Annotated in this window: 17 protein-coding genes; 15 read left to right on the top strand and 2 right to left on the bottom strand. The window is 43.2% G+C overall.

What is annotated here, in order from left to right; genetic code table 11:
* Nucleotides 1–13 precede the first annotated feature (13 nt).
* The 5 genes from E4K67_RS00480 to E4K67_RS30990 all read left to right on the top strand — a co-directional run bounded on the left by E4K67_RS00480 (nucleotide 14) and on the right by E4K67_RS30990 (nucleotide 5,285).
* Nucleotides 14–1,237, top strand: coding sequence for a DUF445 domain-containing protein (locus tag E4K67_RS00480; RefSeq protein WP_135544467.1), 1,224 nt, complete (start codon nucleotides 14–16; stop codon nucleotides 1,235–1,237).
* Nucleotides 1,234–2,541 (top strand): DUF445 domain-containing protein, encoded by a 1,308-nt coding sequence (locus E4K67_RS00485; protein ID WP_135544468.1) that lies wholly within the window; start codon nucleotides 1,234–1,236, stop codon nucleotides 2,539–2,541. The genes E4K67_RS00480 and E4K67_RS00485 overlap by 4 nt, the downstream gene beginning before the upstream one ends.
* Nucleotides 2,542–2,994: 453 nt before the next feature.
* Nucleotides 2,995–4,224 carry an ammonium transporter gene (locus E4K67_RS00490; protein ID WP_135544469.1) on the top strand — a complete coding sequence of 410 codons (1,230 nt, stop codon included), beginning with the start codon at nucleotides 2,995–2,997 and terminating at the stop codon, nucleotides 4,222–4,224.
* A 157-nt stretch (nucleotides 4,225–4,381) separates the two neighbouring features.
* A complete protein-coding gene (locus tag E4K67_RS00495; RefSeq protein WP_135544470.1) occupies nucleotides 4,382–4,720 on the top strand; it encodes a P-II family nitrogen regulator in 339 nt (112 codons plus the stop codon).
* Nucleotides 4,721–5,162: 442 nt separating this feature from the next.
* Nucleotides 5,163–5,285 (top strand): hypothetical protein, encoded by a 123-nt coding sequence (locus tag E4K67_RS30990; RefSeq protein ID WP_274594817.1) that lies wholly within the window; start codon nucleotides 5,163–5,165, stop codon nucleotides 5,283–5,285.
* Between the two features lie 190 nt (nucleotides 5,286–5,475).
* Here E4K67_RS30990 and E4K67_RS00500 read toward each other — a convergent pair whose 3' ends face one another.
* Nucleotides 5,476–6,099, bottom strand: coding sequence for an ion channel (locus E4K67_RS00500; RefSeq protein ID WP_135544471.1), 624 nt, complete (start codon nucleotides 6,097–6,099; stop codon nucleotides 5,476–5,478).
* Between the two features lie 342 nt (nucleotides 6,100–6,441).
* Here E4K67_RS00500 and clpP point away from each other — a divergent pair, with 342 nt between their 5' ends.
* Both clpP and E4K67_RS00510 read left to right on the top strand, forming a co-directional pair.
* The gene (gene clpP / locus E4K67_RS00505; protein WP_135544472.1) at nucleotides 6,442–7,059 is read left to right on the top strand and encodes an ATP-dependent Clp endopeptidase proteolytic subunit ClpP; all 618 of its coding nucleotides are present in this window, start codon (nucleotides 6,442–6,444) and stop codon (nucleotides 7,057–7,059) included.
* A 354-nt stretch (nucleotides 7,060–7,413) separates the two neighbouring features.
* Entirely contained in the window at nucleotides 7,414–9,144 is a 1,731-nt protein-coding gene (locus E4K67_RS00510; protein ID WP_243454284.1) for a methyl-accepting chemotaxis protein, read from the top strand.
* A 9-nt stretch (nucleotides 9,145–9,153) separates the two neighbouring features.
* Here E4K67_RS00510 and E4K67_RS00515 read toward each other — a convergent pair whose 3' ends face one another.
* Entirely contained in the window at nucleotides 9,154–9,600 is a 447-nt protein-coding gene (locus E4K67_RS00515; RefSeq protein WP_338031809.1) for a putative ABC transporter permease, read from the bottom strand.
* 170 nt (nucleotides 9,601–9,770) lie between these two features.
* Between E4K67_RS00515 and galU the strand changes: the two genes are divergently transcribed.
* The 8 genes from galU to E4K67_RS00555 all read left to right on the top strand — a co-directional run bounded on the left by galU (nucleotide 9,771) and on the right by E4K67_RS00555 (nucleotide 20,304).
* Nucleotides 9,771–10,658 carry a UTP--glucose-1-phosphate uridylyltransferase GalU gene (gene galU, locus E4K67_RS00520; protein WP_135544475.1) on the top strand — a complete coding sequence of 296 codons (888 nt, stop codon included), beginning with the start codon at nucleotides 9,771–9,773 and terminating at the stop codon, nucleotides 10,656–10,658.
* Nucleotides 10,659–10,851: 193 nt separating this feature from the next.
* Nucleotides 10,852–11,610 (top strand): hypothetical protein, encoded by a 759-nt coding sequence (locus tag E4K67_RS00525; protein WP_420841510.1) that lies wholly within the window; start codon nucleotides 10,852–10,854, stop codon nucleotides 11,608–11,610.
* A 535-nt stretch (nucleotides 11,611–12,145) separates the two neighbouring features.
* The gene (locus tag E4K67_RS00530; RefSeq protein ID WP_135544476.1) at nucleotides 12,146–12,799 is read left to right on the top strand and encodes a hypothetical protein; all 654 of its coding nucleotides are present in this window, start codon (nucleotides 12,146–12,148) and stop codon (nucleotides 12,797–12,799) included.
* 614 nt (nucleotides 12,800–13,413) lie between these two features.
* The gene (locus tag E4K67_RS00535; protein WP_135544477.1) at nucleotides 13,414–14,550 is read left to right on the top strand and encodes an acyltransferase; all 1,137 of its coding nucleotides are present in this window, start codon (nucleotides 13,414–13,416) and stop codon (nucleotides 14,548–14,550) included.
* Between the two features lie 119 nt (nucleotides 14,551–14,669).
* Entirely contained in the window at nucleotides 14,670–16,553 is a 1,884-nt protein-coding gene (locus tag E4K67_RS00540; RefSeq protein WP_135544478.1) for a polysaccharide biosynthesis protein, read from the top strand.
* Between the two features lie 16 nt (nucleotides 16,554–16,569).
* On the top strand, nucleotides 16,570–17,925 hold the full coding sequence (locus E4K67_RS00545; protein WP_135544479.1) for a nucleotide sugar dehydrogenase: 1,356 nt from the start codon (nucleotides 16,570–16,572) through the stop codon (nucleotides 17,923–17,925).
* Nucleotides 17,926–18,124: 199 nt separating this feature from the next.
* The gene (locus tag E4K67_RS00550) at nucleotides 18,125–19,168 is read left to right on the top strand and encodes a Gfo/Idh/MocA family protein (protein WP_135544480.1); all 1,044 of its coding nucleotides are present in this window, start codon (nucleotides 18,125–18,127) and stop codon (nucleotides 19,166–19,168) included.
* Between the two features lie 278 nt (nucleotides 19,169–19,446).
* On the top strand, nucleotides 19,447–20,304 hold the full coding sequence (locus E4K67_RS00555; protein ID WP_135544481.1) for an N-acetyltransferase: 858 nt from the start codon (nucleotides 19,447–19,449) through the stop codon (nucleotides 20,302–20,304).
* Nucleotides 20,305–20,321 lie beyond the last annotated feature (17 nt).

Below are 20,321 nucleotides of genomic sequence, written 5' to 3' on the forward strand. Positions count from 1 at the left end.
GGTGAAAGAAAGAATGACAAAGAGAATAAATAATACCAAGAAGGCTAACCTCACCCTAGGTGGGATTACCCTTGGATTTTTACTAAGTTATCCGTTTCATGGGGGCTTCGTTGGTGGACTCATCGCTAGTGGATGTAGCGCGGGAATGATCGGGGGGCTTGCCGATTGGTTTGCTGTAACGGCGCTTTTTCGACGTCCCTTGGGAATTCGACCGGGCAAAATAATTCGCACAGAGATAATTCCGCAGAACCGAGAACGGATTTTTGTGGCCTTAGCAGATATGGTACAAGATGAATTACTTTCGCAAGATGTACTCCAACGCAAATTATCCGCTTGGGATTTTTCAGGCGTGCTTATACGGATCTTGAGTAAGCCGGAGGTTAAGCTTTCCATCGAACCCTTACTAACGAATTTGGCAGAGGATGTCGTTAGGCATATGGGACAAGGCGAATTCACACAGGGTATGCAGGGCTTACTCCAGGAAAATATGGGTAGCATGAATCTCTCGCAAACTCTGGCAGAAGTCATCGAATTTTCATTAGACCACGGAGGTTTCGCGGAAGTTCTGGGGGTTATTTGTCGAGCAATCAACGAGTATGTAGAGCAACCTGAGGTCAAGGCAGCCCTAATAAATACGATGGATGCCGCCCTAATAAGGTACGGTGACAATAATGCTACCCGTAAAATGGTCGTAAAGTTCCTTCCTGCACCCGCTGTTCTGGCTCATGGTCTTCAAGAGAAGGTCAAAACCGCGCTACAGGACGGGACAGTTGAGCGGTGGCTTAAGGACTCTTTGCTCCACTTTGTGTTAGAACTTAAGACAAAATCCTCGCTTCAGGAAAGTATTAACAAGTTTATCTATACCATTCTTGACCAGAACCCTGAAAACTCAGCGTTTAAGAAAAAAGATGCGACTTTAATAGCAGTGATTGAACACTTGAGGGGTAATCTTTCGAACAATTGGGATGGGTACCTTGGGATATTAGAGGGCAATCAATCCCTTAGATTGAAAGTGGATGAGAGGGTCAAGCTTCTCCTTGAAAAACAGATTGGACTCCACCACAAGACAATAGGACGCATGGTTCGTGAAGGGTTGGATCCTCTGACGGATGACAAGCTTGTTGAATTGATTGAGGACAAAGCGGGTAATGACTTGCAAATGATACGAATTAACGGGTCGGTAGTCGGCGGTCTGGCCGGAATGTTGATCTACGTGCTTGGGATGGTGTTGAAATGAATTATCACAGAAAGGCAAATATTACGTTGGTCGCCGTTTTCCTCTTCTTCATGGGTACTGCGGTGTTAGAACATTTCAATCCAAGTAACTTCGCAATCAGGTTGACGTTTTTCGTCTCGGAAGCAGCCTTAGTGGGTGGAATTGCCGATTGGTTTGCGGTAACAGCGATTTTCAAAAAACCACTAGGTTGGGGCTATCATACCGCACTGATTCCACGAAACCGCGAGAAGGTGATTGTAGCTGTTGCCTCAATCGTGCAGACAGAGTTACTAAACATGAATTTAATTCGTAAGAAGATTGAGGGGATTCCATTTAGTAAAGGACTTCTATTGATTGTCGAAAAAGCAGGTGGAACAGGATACCTAACTGATACGATTCTGACCTATCTTCGGCGTTATGCTCAAAAACAGGAACCGGCCCAACTAGCAGAGAAACTAGCCGTGTTTATCCGTAGCACTGCAAAGACTTGGAACTTAGCGCCAAGGATACAGGGCCTAAGCGGGTGGGCGTTAAAACATGGATTTATTGATCTAGGATTGGATCGCTTAGCCGAAGGGCTCTGGGAAAAAGCCTCCGATGGAGAAACGCGTAAGACTATTCTCCGTTACCTAGAGGAGATTAAAGAAGAAAAAGTAGGCAATGGGGGGTCAATATTCCGCACATTGCTAGGTTTTGTTGAAATGTCAGATGGGTTAAACCTCGACGAAGCCGCCGATGCACTTCAGGTGGAGCTGCTCCTCACCTTACGCAAAATTAGAGACCCGCTAGATCCTTTGCGTATCAGCCTAAAGGATACCCTTCTAAATAGGGCAGAAGAATTAGAGTCTGATACCCGGTTTAGCGCTCAAATCGAGCAATGGAAGGAAGACTTGTTGGGCGATGCTGTATTTAGCAGATTTCTGGAATCTGTACTTGGGGAAGCCCTCAAGGTTGCCGCATCACCTTCTACACCATCGGATCCGAATGCCCTGTATCGTACGATTCATCCTTACGTCGAAAAATACTGGGTTAGCGTACAGCATAACTCGGGACTTCAGGCAAAGATCAACTCGTTCCTTGTGGATACCTTATGCAGGATAATTCAAAATGAACATGACCTAATCGGTGGCATGGTCAGGGAGACCTTGACCGCTTACACTGATCAGGATCTCAACCGATTTGTTGAGGAGAAGGCAGGTAACGACCTCCAATGGATCCGGATTAATGGATCGATGATTGGTGGGATCGTTGGGCTCTTCTTGTTTCTATTTTTAGAGTTTGTCTATAACCCTATTTTGCCTACTTTAATGAACTATTTCCGATGAAGTCTCTAAGTCAAACATAGGATATTGAAATAGCGGTTAGCCTATCTGAATCTCAGATGGCTGACTCCTAATCTCGGGTTCTGAATTCTGGCTTCTGACCCCTGTTAGGTATACAAGATTCATTAGGAAAAAGTGTTGCAAGACAGTTCGCATCTGTGCTAGAATATCAAACATAAGGTGTGCACAGCCGAAACAACTCGGTTAGGAAAAAATTAATGCAAAGCAATGGCGCTTTGAGGATACTCGTAAGAGTAGCTCAAAGCGCCATTTTGAGTTGCACTGCAGTGCAATTCAGCAAGGTCCCTTCCCGTCATCAGGTAACAGGGATCTCGACTATCGTGGATCTAACCATAAATGGGATGCTCTAATTTCGAACGTTTTGTTCGAGTCATGGTCAGCACGACCAGGCTAACTAAGTTTCGCTAATAACACAGAAGATGAGGAGGAAAGATTATGGATACAGGGGATACAGGCTTTATTATGATTTGCACAGCACTCGTTTTTCTTATGACACCTGGTTTAGCGCTTTTTTATGGGGGCATGGTACGTAAAAAGAATGTGCTTAGTACCCTCATGCATAGTTGGATCGTCATTGGTATTATGTCTTTGCAGTGGATCTTGGTGGGATATACATTGGCTTTTGGGCCAGACAATTACGGTTTAATTGGAGGCTTAGACTGGCTGGGGTTGAATGGAGTTGGTATGGAGCCCAACCCTGATTATGCAGCCACCATTCCAGCAATTCTATTTATGGCCTTTCAAATGATGTTTGCAGTAATCACCCCCGCTTTAATAAGTGGTTCAATTGCAGAACGGATGCGTTTTCCAGCCTTTATTCTCTTCATGCTGTTGTGGGCGACCTTTGTATACGATCCTTTGGCCCATATGGTCTGGGGTGTCGGTGGCTTTCTAAGAGAACTAGGAGCGTTGGACTTTGCCGGAGGTAACGTCGTGCATATTAGTTCTGGCTACTCCGCCTTGATAGCAGCCCTGGTGCTCGGTAAACGCAAAGGATTTGGTAAAGACTCAATGGCGCCGCATCACGTTCCGATGACTGTTTTAGGTGCAGGTTTCCTATGGTTTGGTTGGTTTGCGTTTAATGCAGGCAGTGCCTTAGGTGCGAATGGTTTAGCGGCTATGGCCTTTGTGAATACAAACACAGCAGGAGCAGCAGCAGCTATTGCCTGGGTAATTGTGGAGCGCCTGCACAGAGGAAAACCCACCATGCTCGGTGCCGCTAGCGGTGCAGTGGCTGGATTAGTAGCGATAACTCCAGGTGCAGGTTTTGTAACTCCGCTTTCCTCAATATTTATCGGTCTAATCGGCGGAACAATCTGTTATCTGGCAATTAGTGTAATGAAAGCGAAATTTGGCTATGACGATGCCTTAGACGCGTTTGGTTGCCACGGGATTGGTGGAACTTGGGGTGCTTTGGCAACAGGGATCTTTGCTACCACGACTATTAATCCAGCCGGCGCGGATGGTTTATTTTACGGAAATTCGTCACTCTTGGGAATCCAGGTTATGAGTGTTGGAATTACGATAGCCTTTACCGTGACGGCGACGTTCATCATTTTGAAAGCAATTGGTCTGGTGATGAAACTTCGTGTTAGCGAGGAAGAGGAATCAAATGGTTTGGATCTATCCTTGCACGGAGAGAGAGCTTATTCGGAATTCGTCTAAAGCTCGCTAGACATGAGCGTATAATAGGCAAGCTGGGGACGGCTCGATTTGAACTTGCACAACGTCGAGAAATCAAGTCAGGAACTCGAGCAGTTAAGACAATATCTCTATTTCTTTGAAAAGGTTGTCAATTCAAATTGCATAGGAGTGTTTAAATATGAAGAAAATTGAAGCGATTATTCGTCCCGGAAAGCTAGACTGCGTAAAAGATGCGTTGAGCAATCACGGGGTCAACGGCTTGACAGTCACCCAAGTAATCGGCTGTGGTAAACAAAAGGGGAATACCCAGATCTACCGGGGTGTGGAGTACACAGTACATCTTATTCCCAAGGTGAAGATCGAAGTCGTCGTTATGGATAAATTCGTGGAAGACATTATCCAGGTTATTACCAAAGAAGCTCGAACTGGGGAGATCGGTGACGGAAAGATCTTTGTGTCTGCCGTGGAAGATGCCTTCACCATAAGAACGGGAGCCACCGGAGAACAAGCCTTATAAGTTTAACCAAGTGCTCCTCTGAGTAGGAGGAATTCAGGTACAGTATATTTAGAACTCTCTCCTACTGAATCTACCGAGCGAAGCCAGTTAGAGCTCGGCAAAATAATTCGAAATAGAAAGTCAGTTACTCTTATGAAAGGAGTAACTGGCTTTCTTTGCCTTCTTTGACAAGATGTCAAAGAAAGGGGGGAGTAAGCTCCCCGTCATTTTGGTAAAATATGGAACAAATAAATGTGAATAAGCGTATGATGTACAAACGATGAAAGGGGGATTCAAAATGCTCGGAGCTGGTGGACATGGTTGTGGTTGCGGTTGCGGTGGTGTAGGAACTGGTATTGCGATTGTAGTTGTAATAATTTTGCTTCTCATCGCATTGGGTATTGTATTCTAAACTGTCAACGTCACGTGCTCAATAACCTGAATTTGAAGGAGGTTTAACAAAATGTACGGATATGGTGGTGCTTGTTGTTGTCGCCCTGTTGCCCCCGTTGTTGGTACGGGTGTAGGCGTAGGGATCATTGCGATTGCGATTTTGATCTTGATTGCTTTGGGAGTTATCTTCTAAGAGAAAATATTGTGCCAAGGTGAGGTCCCTATCTGGGGCCTCATTTTCATGAGTAAAGACACGATGCCTCGTGCCCATTTTTGCTGTTGATTTAATCCAATTGTAAGATTCCCTTGAACTTGAGCTGAACGAGTTTACTGTGCCATTTGCGTCATATTACTACTAGGGACACGGTGGATTGATCGTGTCCCTACTTTGAAGACAGGAGAATTTGAATTGCTGATGCGATTATAAAGAGGTTAAATGTTATTTCTGTGGCGATTAAGGCCCGTGCAGTTATATTTGCAGGCAGAATGTCCCCTAAATCGGCAGTGGCCAAAGTAGTAATACTTAAATATATAAACGAGAAGAATTGTGTCCATACATCGTCCCCTACATCTCCCTTAAAACTGGAAGGGAAAAATCGGTAGAGAAGAAGAAATTCTGCGCCAAAAAGTAAGATGATTGAGACAAGGGCTCCTGCAATTGGATAAAGTAGCTGTTCGGAAGGAGCTTTATGATTCGCTAAGAGATTAGTTACTGCGAAGGAAACAGAAACTGTAGCACCAATACCATACCAAACGATAGCGAGTTTAAAAAGTCTGTCCTCACAGCGTTCTGTTACATCGCCACTGTCCGAAAATAAGCTTAAGAACAGTGCTCCAGCAGCTCCTACTAGGGCAGGAGATAATAACTCCCAATAGCCAAGTTTGAGTGAAGGGTTCAAGGGAAGGAGCTGGTTACTGGGAGGCGGACAATTTTGGGAGTTTGGAAAAGGAGGCTTATATCCGCGAATAATACTAGGTTTTAAGGGATAGGTTCCATAATAATCCACGTTTCAACGACCACCTTTCCGTGGATGGATAATAACAATATATTCCAGATAGTGGCCATAGGTTAAGAAATTTAGAACGCCTAAGAAAGTTGTTTAATTACGTTTATAGATCAAAAGAAGGATTTTGAGAAATAGTAGAGAATTAGTGCTCGTTCACCAAAGTTGAACATCATACTTGGGGAAGTGGGAGTTCGCGATACGATTTAGGTGAAATAACTTTAAAATATTTATGCTAAATAATTTGACCTTACCTGACCTTTGTAATAAAATAAAGCTAATCGGTCAGAATATAATAGGTTTAATGCAGTATTATTTAATAAAGATGAATAGGGGGAATTATAAATGGGTTATCTCGTCCCAATGGTTGTGGAGCAAACAAGTCGTGGGGAGCGTTCCTACGATATATACTCACGTCTTCTAAAAGACAGAATTATTTTCCTCGGCGGTGCAATCGATGATGATGTATCCAATCTAATCGTAGCACAATTGCTCTTCCTCGAAGCGGAAGATCCTGAAAAAGATATTAATCTGTACATTAACAGTCCTGGCGGTTCGATCACAGCTGGAATGGCTATTTATGACACCATGCAGTTAATTCGCTCGGATGTTCGTACGATTTGTGTCGGGATGGCAGCCAGCATGGGGGCCTTCCTCCTTGCCTCTGGTACAAAAGGGAAGCGAGTCGCTCTGCCAAATTCGGAAGTCTTGATTCATCAGCCATTAATCGGTGGGCACGGGCTCTCCGGGCAAGCAACTGAGATCGAGATTCACGCTAGACAATTGCTCCGTACCAAGGCTAAGATGAACAAAATCCTTTCTGAGAGAACTGGTCAACCATTAGAGAAAATTGAGAAAGACACTGAACGCGACTACTATATGACTGCCGAAGAGGCAAAAGAATATGGTTTAGTTGATCAGGTTTTAGAAAAATCCGAACAAACTAAGGAAACCAAGAAGTAAGATAAATGAGATTGGTCCAGTCCTTGGGCAACATGATAAAAGTGGTATAACAAACTTATAAGTTTGTTATACCACTTTTTTTGTTTTGAGCTCAAATATCCCAGGTTTAAGATTTAGGAGTATAGTCCTAATTCCAAGCGGGAGATTCCCACTTCTACAAATGGAGAGATACTAATTATTAAATGAACCAGTTCACTTTCAGATAAGTGTACATGATGGGAATATATTGAGTTTCCTTCTTTCTGCTGACCGTCGGGGAAAAGGCTGTTTATTTTATAAACAGATAATTTTATACAGGAAATTTAATTTTTATGTAGAATAATGTAAATTCAGATAGATTCCACATGGCGAGGAGTGAAAGAGTTGAGTTTGAAAAATTGGAGCCTTAAATTACAAGTCACGGCCTTGATGCTGTTCATTGCCTTGGCAGCGGGCTTTGTCGGAGCCATCGGGATCTATGGGATGTCTCAGATGCATGACACCTCGAATCAGGTTTATCAACAAGATGTGATACCTATGAATCAACTCTCACAAATGCATTTTGATTCCCAGGCCTATAGGTCAAATGTTGTATTAGCAGTTAGTGCACGTACTCCTGAAGAACGTCAGACCTTTATGGCTCAAATTGAACAAAAAAAGGATGCCATGATCGTGCATATGGGCAGATTTGAAGCAATACAGAGATCAGTTGAAGAAGATGCCGACTGGAAAGAGTTTAAAGTTGCCTGGAATGACTATGTGGTGGCCTCTCAAATAACAATTCAAAACGCGGAAGATGGTCGCATGGACGAATCCTTGTCTAATATGTACGGCTTAGCTGGGACCAAAAACCAGTTAGCAGGGGACATACTCCAAAAGATGGTTGACTCTAAAATGGAGAAGGTACAGATTAACAGCACGGAAAAAACAAACCAAATCTTTACCAAGGCTTCAAAACTTTCGATCATTCTTGTTGTGATTGATATGCTAGTCAGCGTCCTCATCGGCTGGCTTTTGAGTCGAGCTCTCAGCAAGATGATGTATGATACAGTGCTCAATGCCAACGAAATTGCCTCAGGGGATATTGCTCGCAAGAAAAAAGCCCCTTGGAAAGCTTGGAACCGTGAAGGAGTCGAGTTGCAGAAGGCCTTTAGTGACATGGTAGTTTCCTTGAGAGATATCATGACGAACGTAGCCGAAACGTCAGATAGATTGGTCCGAACTGCTCAAGAAATGCGTCTTGGCGCCGAACAATCGTCACAATCCTCTGAACAAGTAGCTACATCTGCCAGTGCTATTGCGACGGATGCTCAATTGCAAGTTCAGGAAATGACAAGAAACTATGATCGAATGAGTCAGGTGATTGATCAGCTGAACCAAACTGAACAACGTGCGGAAAAAGTAAGTCTTGCCTCGAAGAACTCTGCTGAGCTTTCTCTAAGTGGTAATGTGGCACTCGGACAAGTGGTCAAACAAATGGATGAAATAGAGAGTCACGTTCACAGTCTAAGCAAAGTAATTGGAGATGTGGATGAAAAGTCAGAAGAGATCGCTCAAACAGTTCAAATCATTGATAACATTGCCCAACAAACAAATCTCTTAGCGTTAAACGCGGCGATTGAGGCCGCGCGTGCTGGAGAGAGCGGACGAGGGTTTGCGGTGGTGGCCGAAGAAGTCCGCAAGCTTGCGGAACAAGTCCAAACAAGCTTAATTAATATTTCCCAAAGAGTGGAGGAAATGCAACAGGCTTCTAGGAGTGCGCATCGAGAGATGAAAACTAGTGTGGAGAGTGTCAATCAAGGCAGTGCTCACTTAAAAGAGATTTCCCATCAATTTAACATAATCCTTGAGTCTGTCGAAGAAAGTGCTGGATTAGCTATTGACATTGAAAACACCATACAGAAAGTACAGCGGGACGGAGAACAAATAAAAGTTGGCATGCAAACCGTTGTGCATCAGGCTGAATCTACTTCTGCTGGCACACAAACCACAGCTGCTGCAGCAGAGGAACAAAACGCCTCGATCGAAGAATTATTTGCCTCCGCCGAAAACTTAAATGTATTAGCGAGAAATCTGAAGGAGTTAGTCGACCACTTTAAACTGTGAACTACCGAATCAAATTTCGAAAGGCAACTCGTCTAAGAAATCATGAAGGACTTCAAAACCTAAGCCCGCTAGGAACCATTCGGGGGCCATACGCAGGGTAATATACCCACTAATGCTTAATCTGTCACAGTACTGCCAGGGACAATCACCTAAGGCTTCCGCCAAAATAACACCACTAGAATATTCAATCATCCAGATCGTGGCTAAATATACTAGGCCTCGAGTCCACCAAGGGAAAGGCCGTAAGTAGTTATGTAAGGGTTCAAGAAAGATTGATAGCCCATAAATGGGCATCATCACCAAGAATGTAAACCCTTGCATTCTGAAATCTCCTTTGAGGAGGGAGGCCAAACCCGTATATATGACCTCAAGGATAAGGCCAAGAATACCGTAGATTAAGAAGCGTTTGAATGTTTTCATGGCTTTAGTATGGTTATACGAAACTAGAAGATACATTTTGAAGACAGGGATATTATGGAAAGCAAGGGCATATTACCCTTGCTTTTTTGCAAATTTATTACATTTATTATAGAATTAAATTTAGCAATTTTGCATAGATCCAGTAAAGTACAGAATAATAAGGTGGCTATAGAAGTCTTTAATTATTGTTAGAAGGGAGAAAAGGAATGCGTAAAATCCGTAAAGCTGTGATTCCGGCCGCGGGCCTGGGCACTCGTTTTTTGCCAGCAACAAAGGCTCAACCTAAAGAGATGTTGCCTATCGTCGATAAACCAACGATTCAATATATCGTGGAAGAGGCGATTAAATCTGGCATCGAGGACATTATCATTGTTACAGGTCGCAATAAGCGGGCTATCGAAGACCACTTTGACCGCTCGATGGAACTAGAAGCCTTCTTAGAGAAAAATGCCAAAGACGAACTGCTAGATTTAGTACAGGATATTGCCAGGATGGCGGATATATATTATGTCAGGCAAAAAGAAGCATTAGGCTTGGGGCATGCGATCTATAGTGCCCGGAAATTTATTGGAGATGAGCCGTTTGCAGTTCTCTTAGGGGATGATGTCATCTACTCTGAAGTGCCAGCATTGCGTCAAATGATGAATCAATACGAGCGCTATGGAGCCAGTATTGTAGGGGTTCAGGAAGTCCCTTTGAAGGATACATCTAAATACGGGATTGTGGATGGCGAAAAGTTTGCTGATCGGCTTTATCGTGCCAAGAATATGGTGGAGAAACCCCGTCCAGAAGATGCTCCAAAAACTCACTTAGCTATAATGGGACGTTATATTTTAAATCCAGACATATTTGATATTTTGAGCGTCCTTCCGCCAGGAAAAGGTGGAGAAATTCAACTCACCGATGGAATTAAGGAGCTTGGTCTGTATCAGGAAATTCTTGCGTATGAATTCGAAGGTCGTAGGTATGATGTCGGAGACAAGTTGGGATTTGTAGAAGCGACCATCGAATATGCCCTGCGCCGGGGAGATCTTTCTGAGAAACTCATGAATTATCTGCAGGTATTGGTCCGGAATTCTGAAACAAAGAGCTAGAATGACCGAAATATATTTTGGACATGCTGTTTTATCTTCGCGAAATTCATGGACTGAAAGCTTGTTATAGCATATCTCGAAAACAGATGACGGAAAATGATCTAAGCCTTACAGCAAATACGACACTCTTTTCTCCTAAAAATTGGTAAAATGCTAACGTAGCATAAATAAAATTTAAGGAGGGAAGAGACCAATGAAACCACTGATACCTATGGACAAAAAGAGGATTGTGACTTTAGCAGGGACGTTAGTACTGGCCGGTGCTGTCGTTGCTGCTGGGGTCTATGGCCCAAGCGTCTGGAAGGTTTTTAGGCAACAAAGTGCCATCACTGACCAGGTAGTCATTCAATCCCCACCCGTTGATCCGAGCGGAGCCACCGTGATCAACGGAGCAAATGGCACGGTGCCAAACGGTATAGCTCCACCTGAGACAACTGGAACAGTTAAGACAGCAGTTACTCCAGCCACTACCATTACTGCACCTCCACAAGGAGACACTGGTTCCAAAAGTAAATATAGGGAACCAGATGAGAAGCTATTAGACATGGCACCGTCTGTTGCAATGTTCTTTGGTGAGACCGCCTTAAGCAATGATGCCAAATCATTAGTCTTTGGTAGTGCTTGGAACATTCACCAATACGTAGACGGTTATCTCTATGGACCAGCCGCGGGTCCGCAGATGAACGAGCAGGACATTAAAAAGTATATTGTGTTTCATAAAACGCTCTTGGACAAGCAGTTGAAGAATGAAACGAATGCTTCCAAAGCAGTCACATTCACAAGTTACCTGGATGTGCTTTTGAACAGCGGAAGCGACGCCTTTGACTCAAAGGATAAAACGCGGATTGAACAATTCCACCAAGGGATTCATGATTTTGATACGCACCTTATGCGTAATGATCTGAGTTCAAAAATATACGGAGCGACGCCGTTTGCAACCAAACGGACATAATTCAGTTTATTATACTAATGCATTGAGCGTAGGAATGAAACGAAGTTAAGATGGAGTATTATTTGCGCAATTTATTCACACTGAATTGTTTCCCAGGTGCACGATGGCTCTTGTACTTATTGAACGTTGGAATAATTAGACAATCAGCGAAAATATTGCTTAGCTAGAGCATAAATTCCCTAGATTTAAAATAAATTCCCAATGTGAAATTTGAGGAATGATGGTATGGATTAAAAGTCTCGGATAACTGAATAGGCAACTATGTTAAGGTGAATATGAGACCTTGTATGTATCAAGGTCGAATAATAATTTAGTTGTTGTGTTTCTCGTCTAGAAAAACTGAATAAAAAGATCGAGGCCTGCCCTATTGGGACAGGCCTCGATCTTTTTTATACTCGTCAGAAAGTATAACTTTCAGTTACAATACTTTTTGGAAGCATGCCCAAAATAGGTTTCAATAATTCAATTAGGTTTAAAATCCACTTTTGCTGGTCAAGCTAGTAATAAAAACCAGTTGAAGGAGATTTTGGTCTTTATGCGTAAAATGAATTTGTTATTTGGAGCAATTGCTTTAGGTCTTGGTGTAATAGTTGGTACGCTAGGTGTATCTATGCTCGCCAATCCAGGTTCTCCAGGGTCGTTTATCTCCAAATTGCGTGGTAAAGAGAACATTCAAACGGTCACCGGAACGGTAAACGACTCAACGCAAACCCTACCATCCCCGAACATGATTCAGGATCATCTTTCCGATACAAATGCAGCCTTGTATAATGCTAATCCAGATACAGTCTTAGATCAGGCAGAACAACAAATCGTAGCAGACTATAAGCAGGATATCGGTATTTTCTTTGGGGCTTGGAAATCAGCGGATATGAATACTTTTCGTCTCAAACTAGCCAAAGCCTATACGGGAGAATTATTGGAAAAACATGCACGACGAGCGGAGGAATTTTTGGCTCAAGGCGTAGGTTTAAATGTCACCCAAATAACCTTTGACCAGATTGATTTGGAAAGCTCAGATGCAAATACTGCCACACTTCGAGTGGATTACCGTTACAAAGCAAGGGATTATAACCTGGCAGATGAAACCTCCATTGGAGAAGAACATGAACAAATCGTTCAGGTCCGCGTTAATATGCTAAAACAAAATACGCGCTGGCTGATCACAGGAGAGAACTCAATCCAGTAGTAAATTCGTTCAACTAAAGTTGAATATCAAGACTTCGGTGACGAAACCCTCGTGTGGATGGTTTCGTCGAACCGCCTATCCCAAAAGGAACACTTAGCGGCGAAGGAGAAAGCTACCCCCACTAAAAGCGGATCAAGGGGGTACCACTCCCTCAAAGTGGGAGTCTCACGGTTGGATGATAAGAGGACTACCGTCGATTTTAAAAGTTACCCTATAGCGTAGACAGTTAAAAAAGTCTACGCTATAGGGTATTTTATTTCTGATTAACGACAAGGTAGTCTTTTTTCGTGATAGGGCAGAAAGTATATCTAACAGTTTTTTTGTTGTATAAGAACGGCCATCGTGACCAGATCTTGTAGGGATGGGTTAGACTAGACAAGTTTTCTATTTGCGAAAACGAAGGGGTATGATAGAATTATGTCGGTGAACTGAAAAATATAAAACTTCGTAGTAGGGTCCGTTGTAACTATTATGTAGACCTAATTTATGCAGAACTATTTATCAGCAAGGAACATGGTCAGAATGTTTCTCCAAATATCGATGTTCAACTTTATGTTGAACCAGTTCACAGTTCCAAGGGCTAGGCGTGCTATTAAGAAGGGAATAGGCAGAACATGGATCAAAAGAAAATAGTTCATATGGCCCATAAAACCATTGAGGAAATTAATTATTTAAGAGGATTTGGCGTCTTAGCAGTCATAGCTATACATACAACAGGCTATTTCACAGAAATTAAGAGTTATAGCACCTTAGTAATAGTGAATTTATGGACAGATGTATTTTCCCAGTTTGCAGTACCCTTGTTTATTTTAATATCAGGGGTTGTCTTAGCAAGGAACTATCGTTCGAACTTTTCATTAACAGAGTTTTACAAAAAGAGAATACGCTCGATTATTCCTCAATACCTGATATTTTCTATACTATATACACTATTTAATAATTGGGCAGTTATGCAAGGTAACCCACTAAGCGCAAATCTCGCTCTCTTGCTGAATAATCTCGTTCATGCTAATGCCTCTTATCATCTATGGTTCTTTTCAATAATAATCCAGTTATATATTCTCTATCCGATCATCATTAAAATCTACGATCTTTGCAAACGCATCGACAGAGCAGAAGTTATGATTGCCATGTTGTTAATAATGCAGATCCTATGGATGGTTGGTTTACACTCGTCTTCTTTTCCTTTCATTAAGCTGAATTTTATGTCGTTCTTGTTCTATTTTGGATTAGGTATTTATATTGTCGATTATTTTGATTCCAATTCCAATCAATTAACGAAGGCTTCTAAGCACCTAACTCTAGTCTACTTAATAACGTCTTTGGCCTTAACCATCGGAGCTAGTTTTTTCATAATTATTGGCTTAAAGACGGGTTATGATTATTATTCTATACCAGCCTACTTTTTTATCGGTTCAGAACTTATTTATCCTGTTCTAAGAATCACAACCTTTTTATTGTTATTAAATCTTGCAACAAGCCTTGTAGAAAAAAGGAGTCTCCTTGCAAAAGTGATCTATAGAATTGGGGATTACTCCTTTGGTATATATTTAATCCACATTTTCTTCAATCAATATGCCATAAAGATCCTCAAAAACAATGCTATCGATTATAACAATTGGGCATTTTATCCGATCGTGTTTGTAACAACCGTCGTTTTCAGCTATTTGGTTGTAAGGCTGCTTAGTTACGTCCCGTATAGTTACTATATCATCGGTCGTAGGAACCCAAAAAGTAAGATTAGAATATGACAAAATTTGATTGTTAGTGCCTTGCTTCACAGGTGAGTGTTGTAAATCCTAGTAAGTTGTAGTAAACTTTAGAACGATAAAGTTTACGCACAGGTGGGAACGAGAAGGGGCTGAGCTAAGTGATATTACGGAAACGGACGTTATTTTTAATGCTGATTGATGCTATGTTAATCAACCTGGCAGCATTCGGCAGTTTTTATTTGCGGTTAGAGTCCTTCGGTGAAGGCGCTTTTTTAGAATATTACCATACATACTATGTTACAGCAGTAATCGCAACTATTTTGTATATCGCAGTCTTTCATGTTTTCGGGCTATATAATCGGCTTTGGCAGTATGCAAGTACAGGGGAGTTACTCTCAATTGTGTATGCAGTAAGCGTCGGAACGGGCGGAACTGTGGCGGCGGTTTATCTTTACGGTTTAATGAATGCGGCTACTTTAACTTATATTAGAATGCCACACACGGCTGCAGTGCTTCTCTGGCTTGCTATGGTGTTTTTAATTGGAGGCTCGCGCTTTATATGGCGAATCTTACAAGAAAACACGTATGACCGCCACGTTCCTGGTACGAAGAAGCAGGTACTTATTGTTGGGGCCGGCGACGCAGGTGTCTTAGCAGCTCGAGAATTGAAAAATCGCAATTATCGAGATGGGCGGCCGATTGGTTTTATTGATGATAATCATTCAAAACAAAAATTACAATTACTTGGCATTCCAGTTTTAGGTACACGTAAGGACATTGTCCGCATTGTAAACGGTTATAATATAGATGAAGTTATTATTGCTATGCCTTCTGCCTCAGGGGATTCCGTGCGTGAAATCGTGGAAATATGTGAAAAAGTTGGAGTCGAGCTTAAAATTATGCCCGGTGTCTATGACATTATTAGCGGAGATATGAATGTCAACCCGATTCGACAGATTCAAGTGGAGGATTTGTTGGGTCGAGACCCTGTTTGTGTGGATCTAGAAGAAGTAGCGGGTTATGTTGCCGGAGAGACGGTATTTATTACTGGTGCGGGAGGCTCTATTGGCTCGGAAATTTGCCGTCAGATTGCTAGGTTTAATCCAGGGAAACTTGTCTTACTTGGACATGGAGAAAACAGCATCTTTGATATCGAACAGGAGTTACGTGCCGAGCACCCAGGAATCGACTACATAACGGAAATATTGGATATTAAAGATCGTCAGAAAGTGGACCTTATTTTTAGAAGATACAAGCCTGGTGTTGTCTTCCACGCTGCAGCACATAAACATGTCCCCTTAATGGAACGAAATCCTGAAGAAGCCCTGAAAAATAATCTAATTGGTTCACAAAACTTGGCAGAAGCAGCCGATAAAATAAGAGTGAAAACCTTTGTCTCGATCTCCACAGATAAAGCAGTCAACCCAACAAGCGTAATGGGAGCAACCAAACGAACCGTAGAATTATTGATTCAAAGCCTAGATCGTCGTTCCAAAACTAAGTTTGTCGCGGTTCGGTTCGGAAATGTCTTAGGAAGCAGCGGAAGCGTCATCCCGACGTTCAAGAGACAGATCGCCAAAGGTGGTCCAGTAACCGTAACACACCCTGACATGGTGCGCTATTTTATGACGATCCCGGAAGCGGCCCAATTAGTCATTCAAGCAGGGGCCATGGCCAAGGGTGGCGAAATCTTTATTTTAGATATGGGGAAACCTGTAAAGATTGTGGATCTGGCAAAAGACTTGATTCGGCTCTCGGGCTTCGAACCTGATGTCGATATTAAGATACAATTTACTGGAATTAGGCCGGGCGAAAAACTTTTTGAGGAATTATTAACGGCCGAAGAAGGAATCACCTCAACTAAACACAGCCGAATTTTCGTAGCGAAACCGAACGTTATTGACGTTAAACTCCTTGAAGAGCTAACGCATATCGTTCGAGAGCGTGGAAGTTATTTGACGCGAGATGAAGTCATTGAATTATTGCAGACCGTCATTCCGACCTTTCGTCAGAAGGACACAAAAGTAGTAGCCAATCAATAAGGAGGAGAGTTATTAAATGATAACCGTTAAGAACGTAATTACCAGCGAAGACGTTGTCGCTGCTGCTCTTAAGGAAAAAATACTAAAGCACGAAGCAAAAATTGGAGTAATCGGTTTAGGGTATGTAGGACTCCCCCTAGCCGTAGAAAAAGGCAAGGTCGGATTCCCCGTGATTGGGTTTGATATTAATGCCGAACGTGTTGGACGCGTCAATGCAGCGGATAACTACATTGGAGACGTTTTAGACGAAGATCTTCAAAATGTGGTGCACAAAGGCTTTTTGGTTGCAACAACGGATTTCTCCCGACTAGCCGAATGTGATGTTGTAATTATATGTGTCCCCACACCCCTAACCGTTACTCGTGATCCAGACATTTCTTACATTAGAATCTCCACAGAAACAATTGTAAAGTATCTCCATCCTGGACAATTAATCACCTTAGAGAGCACGACTTATCCAGGAACTACCGAGGATGTTATTCTGCCCTTATTGGAACAGGCAGGACTTAAGGTGGGTAAGGACTTCTTCCTCGCTTTCTCACCGGAACGTGTCGATCCAGGTAACAAACGCTTTAGCACGAAAAACACCTCTAAAGTGGTTGGAGGGATGACTCCAGTTTGCCTAGAGATCGCATATGCTTTATATATCCAAACGATCACTAATGTCGTTCCAGTTTCTTCACCTGCCGCTGCCGAGCTGACCAAAGTCTTTGAAAACACCTACAGGGCTGTCAACATCGCTATGGTCAACGAATTAATGATGCTCTGTGACCGAATGGGGATTGATATTTGGGAAGTTGTTGAAGCCGCAGGAACAAAACCGTTTGGCATCCAAACCTTCTATCCAGGACCGGGTGTAGGTGGGCACTGTATACCCATTGATCCATTCTACCTCACTTGGAAAGCACGAGAATATGATTTCCATACTCGTTTCATAGAACTTGCCGGAGAAATTAACGTAGAGGTTTCATATTATGTTGTCAATAAAGTAGTTCGTGCGCTAAATAGCGAAAACAAGAGTTTAAAGGACTCTAAAATATTCGTTCTCGGCGTAGCCTACAAAAAAGACATCGACGATATGCGCGAATCCCCAGCTCTAAAGATTATAGAACTCTTGCGTAAACAGGGCGCGAATATCACGTATCATGACCCATTTATTCCAGTCATTGAGCCGCACGGTGGCAGTACTCTCCACCTAGAGAGTGTACCTTTAACGGATGAGGTACTTGCAGCCGCAGATGGTGTAGTGATTCTCACAGATCATAGTGATATTGATTATTCACGTGTTGTTGCCAAGGCCCAGCTCGTAGTGGATACCCGCAATGCCACCAAAAACGTCCTAGAAAATCGTAATAAGATTGTTAAAATTTAAAGCACGTTTTTATTGCGATAGTCGAGACTTATAGAGAAAACGTGTTTAAGGGGAATCGGCAGATTCCCCTTAAACCTATATACCTGAGACGATATCCCATCTCATTTTAAAACATTTGTCGGGAGGAGCCGCTTTTATAGAAGTGGAAGTCTCTTGAAGTGAATTATTTTAAGAAAAAAGAAAAGAGTTGTTGATGAACATGAACGAAGAAAGAAAGATTCGGTTTGCGATCATTGGATGCGGGAGAATTGCCCCGAAACATGCGGAGTCGATATTAGCTCTTCCTGAGGCAGAACTCGTCGCAGTCTGCGATATTGTGCCAGAGCTAGCTCAAGCCTTTGCCGATAAATATGGAGCAGAGCCCTACACAGATTATATGGAAATGCTCAAGAGGGACGACATTGATGTCGTCACCATAGCAACTCCGAGTGGAATACATGCCGAAATCGGGATTGCAGCAGCAGAAGCAGGCAAACATTTACTGGTCGAAAAGCCAATGGCTATGACTTTGAAAACTGCTGATCAAATGATAGAGGCTTGCCACAAAGCCGGCGTTAAATTAGGAGTCATACATCAGAACCGTTTTAACGACTCCATTAAACTCCTGCGCACAGCCTTAGAAGATGGCCGCTTTGGTAAATTAACTCATGGACAGGCCACCGTTCGCTGGAATCGAAATGATAATTACTATACTCAGGCCCCTTGGCGCGGGACTAAACTCCAAGACGGCGGGGTACTCATGAATCAATCCATTCATAACATCGACCTTTTACAATGGACCTTTGGGCCAGTGGAGTCTGTTTTTGGATATACGGCTACCTTTATGCGCAAGATTGAAATGGAGGATATGGGAGCAGCCGTTATCAAGTTCAAAAGCGGCGCTATCGGACTTATCGAGGCAGCCTCAACCATCTATCCAACTAACATTGAAGAGACCCTAAACGTCTTCGGTGAAACAGGATCAGTCATCGTCGGAGGAATAGCCGTTAACCGAATTGAAGTTTGGGAATTACCAGACAGCGTGGAAGAGAAAAAAGAGATTCTAGCCAGACAGGAAGGGAATCCGCCGGACGTCTACGGCTTTGGACATAGAGAACTGATTTTAGATCTTATTCATGCGATTCGAGAAGATAAGGAACCAGCAATCCCAGGAGAAGAAGGGCGTAAAGCGCTGGAAATTATCTTAGCTATCTATAAATGCCAGGAGACGAAGGAGCCAGTTGTGTTTCCACTTGTCGAGTAGGACGGGGGAGTTTGATTTACAACGTTCGCTCCTGAAGCCGCGTAGACCAAACTAACGCGAAAAGCCGCCAGCTCCGACGAGTGCCCGGCAATTCGCCATCCTTGGCTCAGTTGCCGGTTGGAAACATCCTTGTTTCCAACTCGTCTCCGCTGCCGGCTTTTCACGAAGTTTGGTAAGCTACTCGCTTAAGTCGTTCTCTTTTGTAAATCAAACTCCCCGTGATGCTGATAAGAACGAAGCTGGCAAGAAGACCTTCGAAGACTAAGGAGGAGCTATTAATGAGTTATCAGATGATCGCCCCCAGTGCCACCGTACCGACCAGCACCTCAATCGCACCTTTCTGTGTGATCGGAGAAAATGTCGTGCTCGGGGAAAATGTCGTTTTGGGAGTCGGGTGTGTCCTTGGAGACGGATCTAGCGTAGGTGCAGGAAGTGTGCTTGGAAACTATGTCAGTATAGGGGCAAGGGGTCACCTAGGCGCTCGTACTCGTATAGGGGATCATACAACCATCTATCCGCAAGTTGAACTTGGAGAGGATGGGTTTGTCGGAAGCAACTCTTCGATCGGGCGTTTGCCAAAAGCTGCAGCTACGAGTACAGTTAAAGCACAGGCAGATTTGTCGCCTCTTCAAATGGGAAATGGGTACACAATCGGGTGCTCGGTCGTCCTCTATGCAGGGACAAGCTATGCCGACTCGGCCTTTATCGGGGACGGAGCTTTAGTGCGAGAGAGATGCTCGATAGGACAGAACGTAGTCATCGGTAGTGGGGTTGCGGTAGAAAATGATACAAAAATTGGCTCGTTCACAAAAATTCAGACGGGTTCGTATATTACCGCCTATATGGAAATTGAAGAACGAGTGTTTATAGCACCTATGGTCACGACGACAAATGACAACTATATGGGGCGTACCGAAAAACGCTTTAAAGCAATCAAAGGTGCAACTATTCAGCGTGGCGCCCGCGTCGGCGGAGGAGCTATCCTTTTACCAGGTATAAACGTAGCCCCAGAAACCTTCGTAGCGGCAGGAGCCTTAATCACCAAAGACACCACAGAAAAACGCGTCCTAAAAGGTTTCCCAGCCAAAGACCTTAGAGCAGTTCCAGAGGAAGAACTCCTTCCTCCAGAAAAGTAACGAAGTTCAGGAACGGT

It is taken from the genome of Desulfosporosinus fructosivorans (genome assembly GCF_004766045.1).
GTDB lineage: Bacteria > Bacillota > Desulfitobacteriia > Desulfitobacteriales > Desulfitobacteriaceae > Desulfosporosinus > Desulfosporosinus fructosivorans.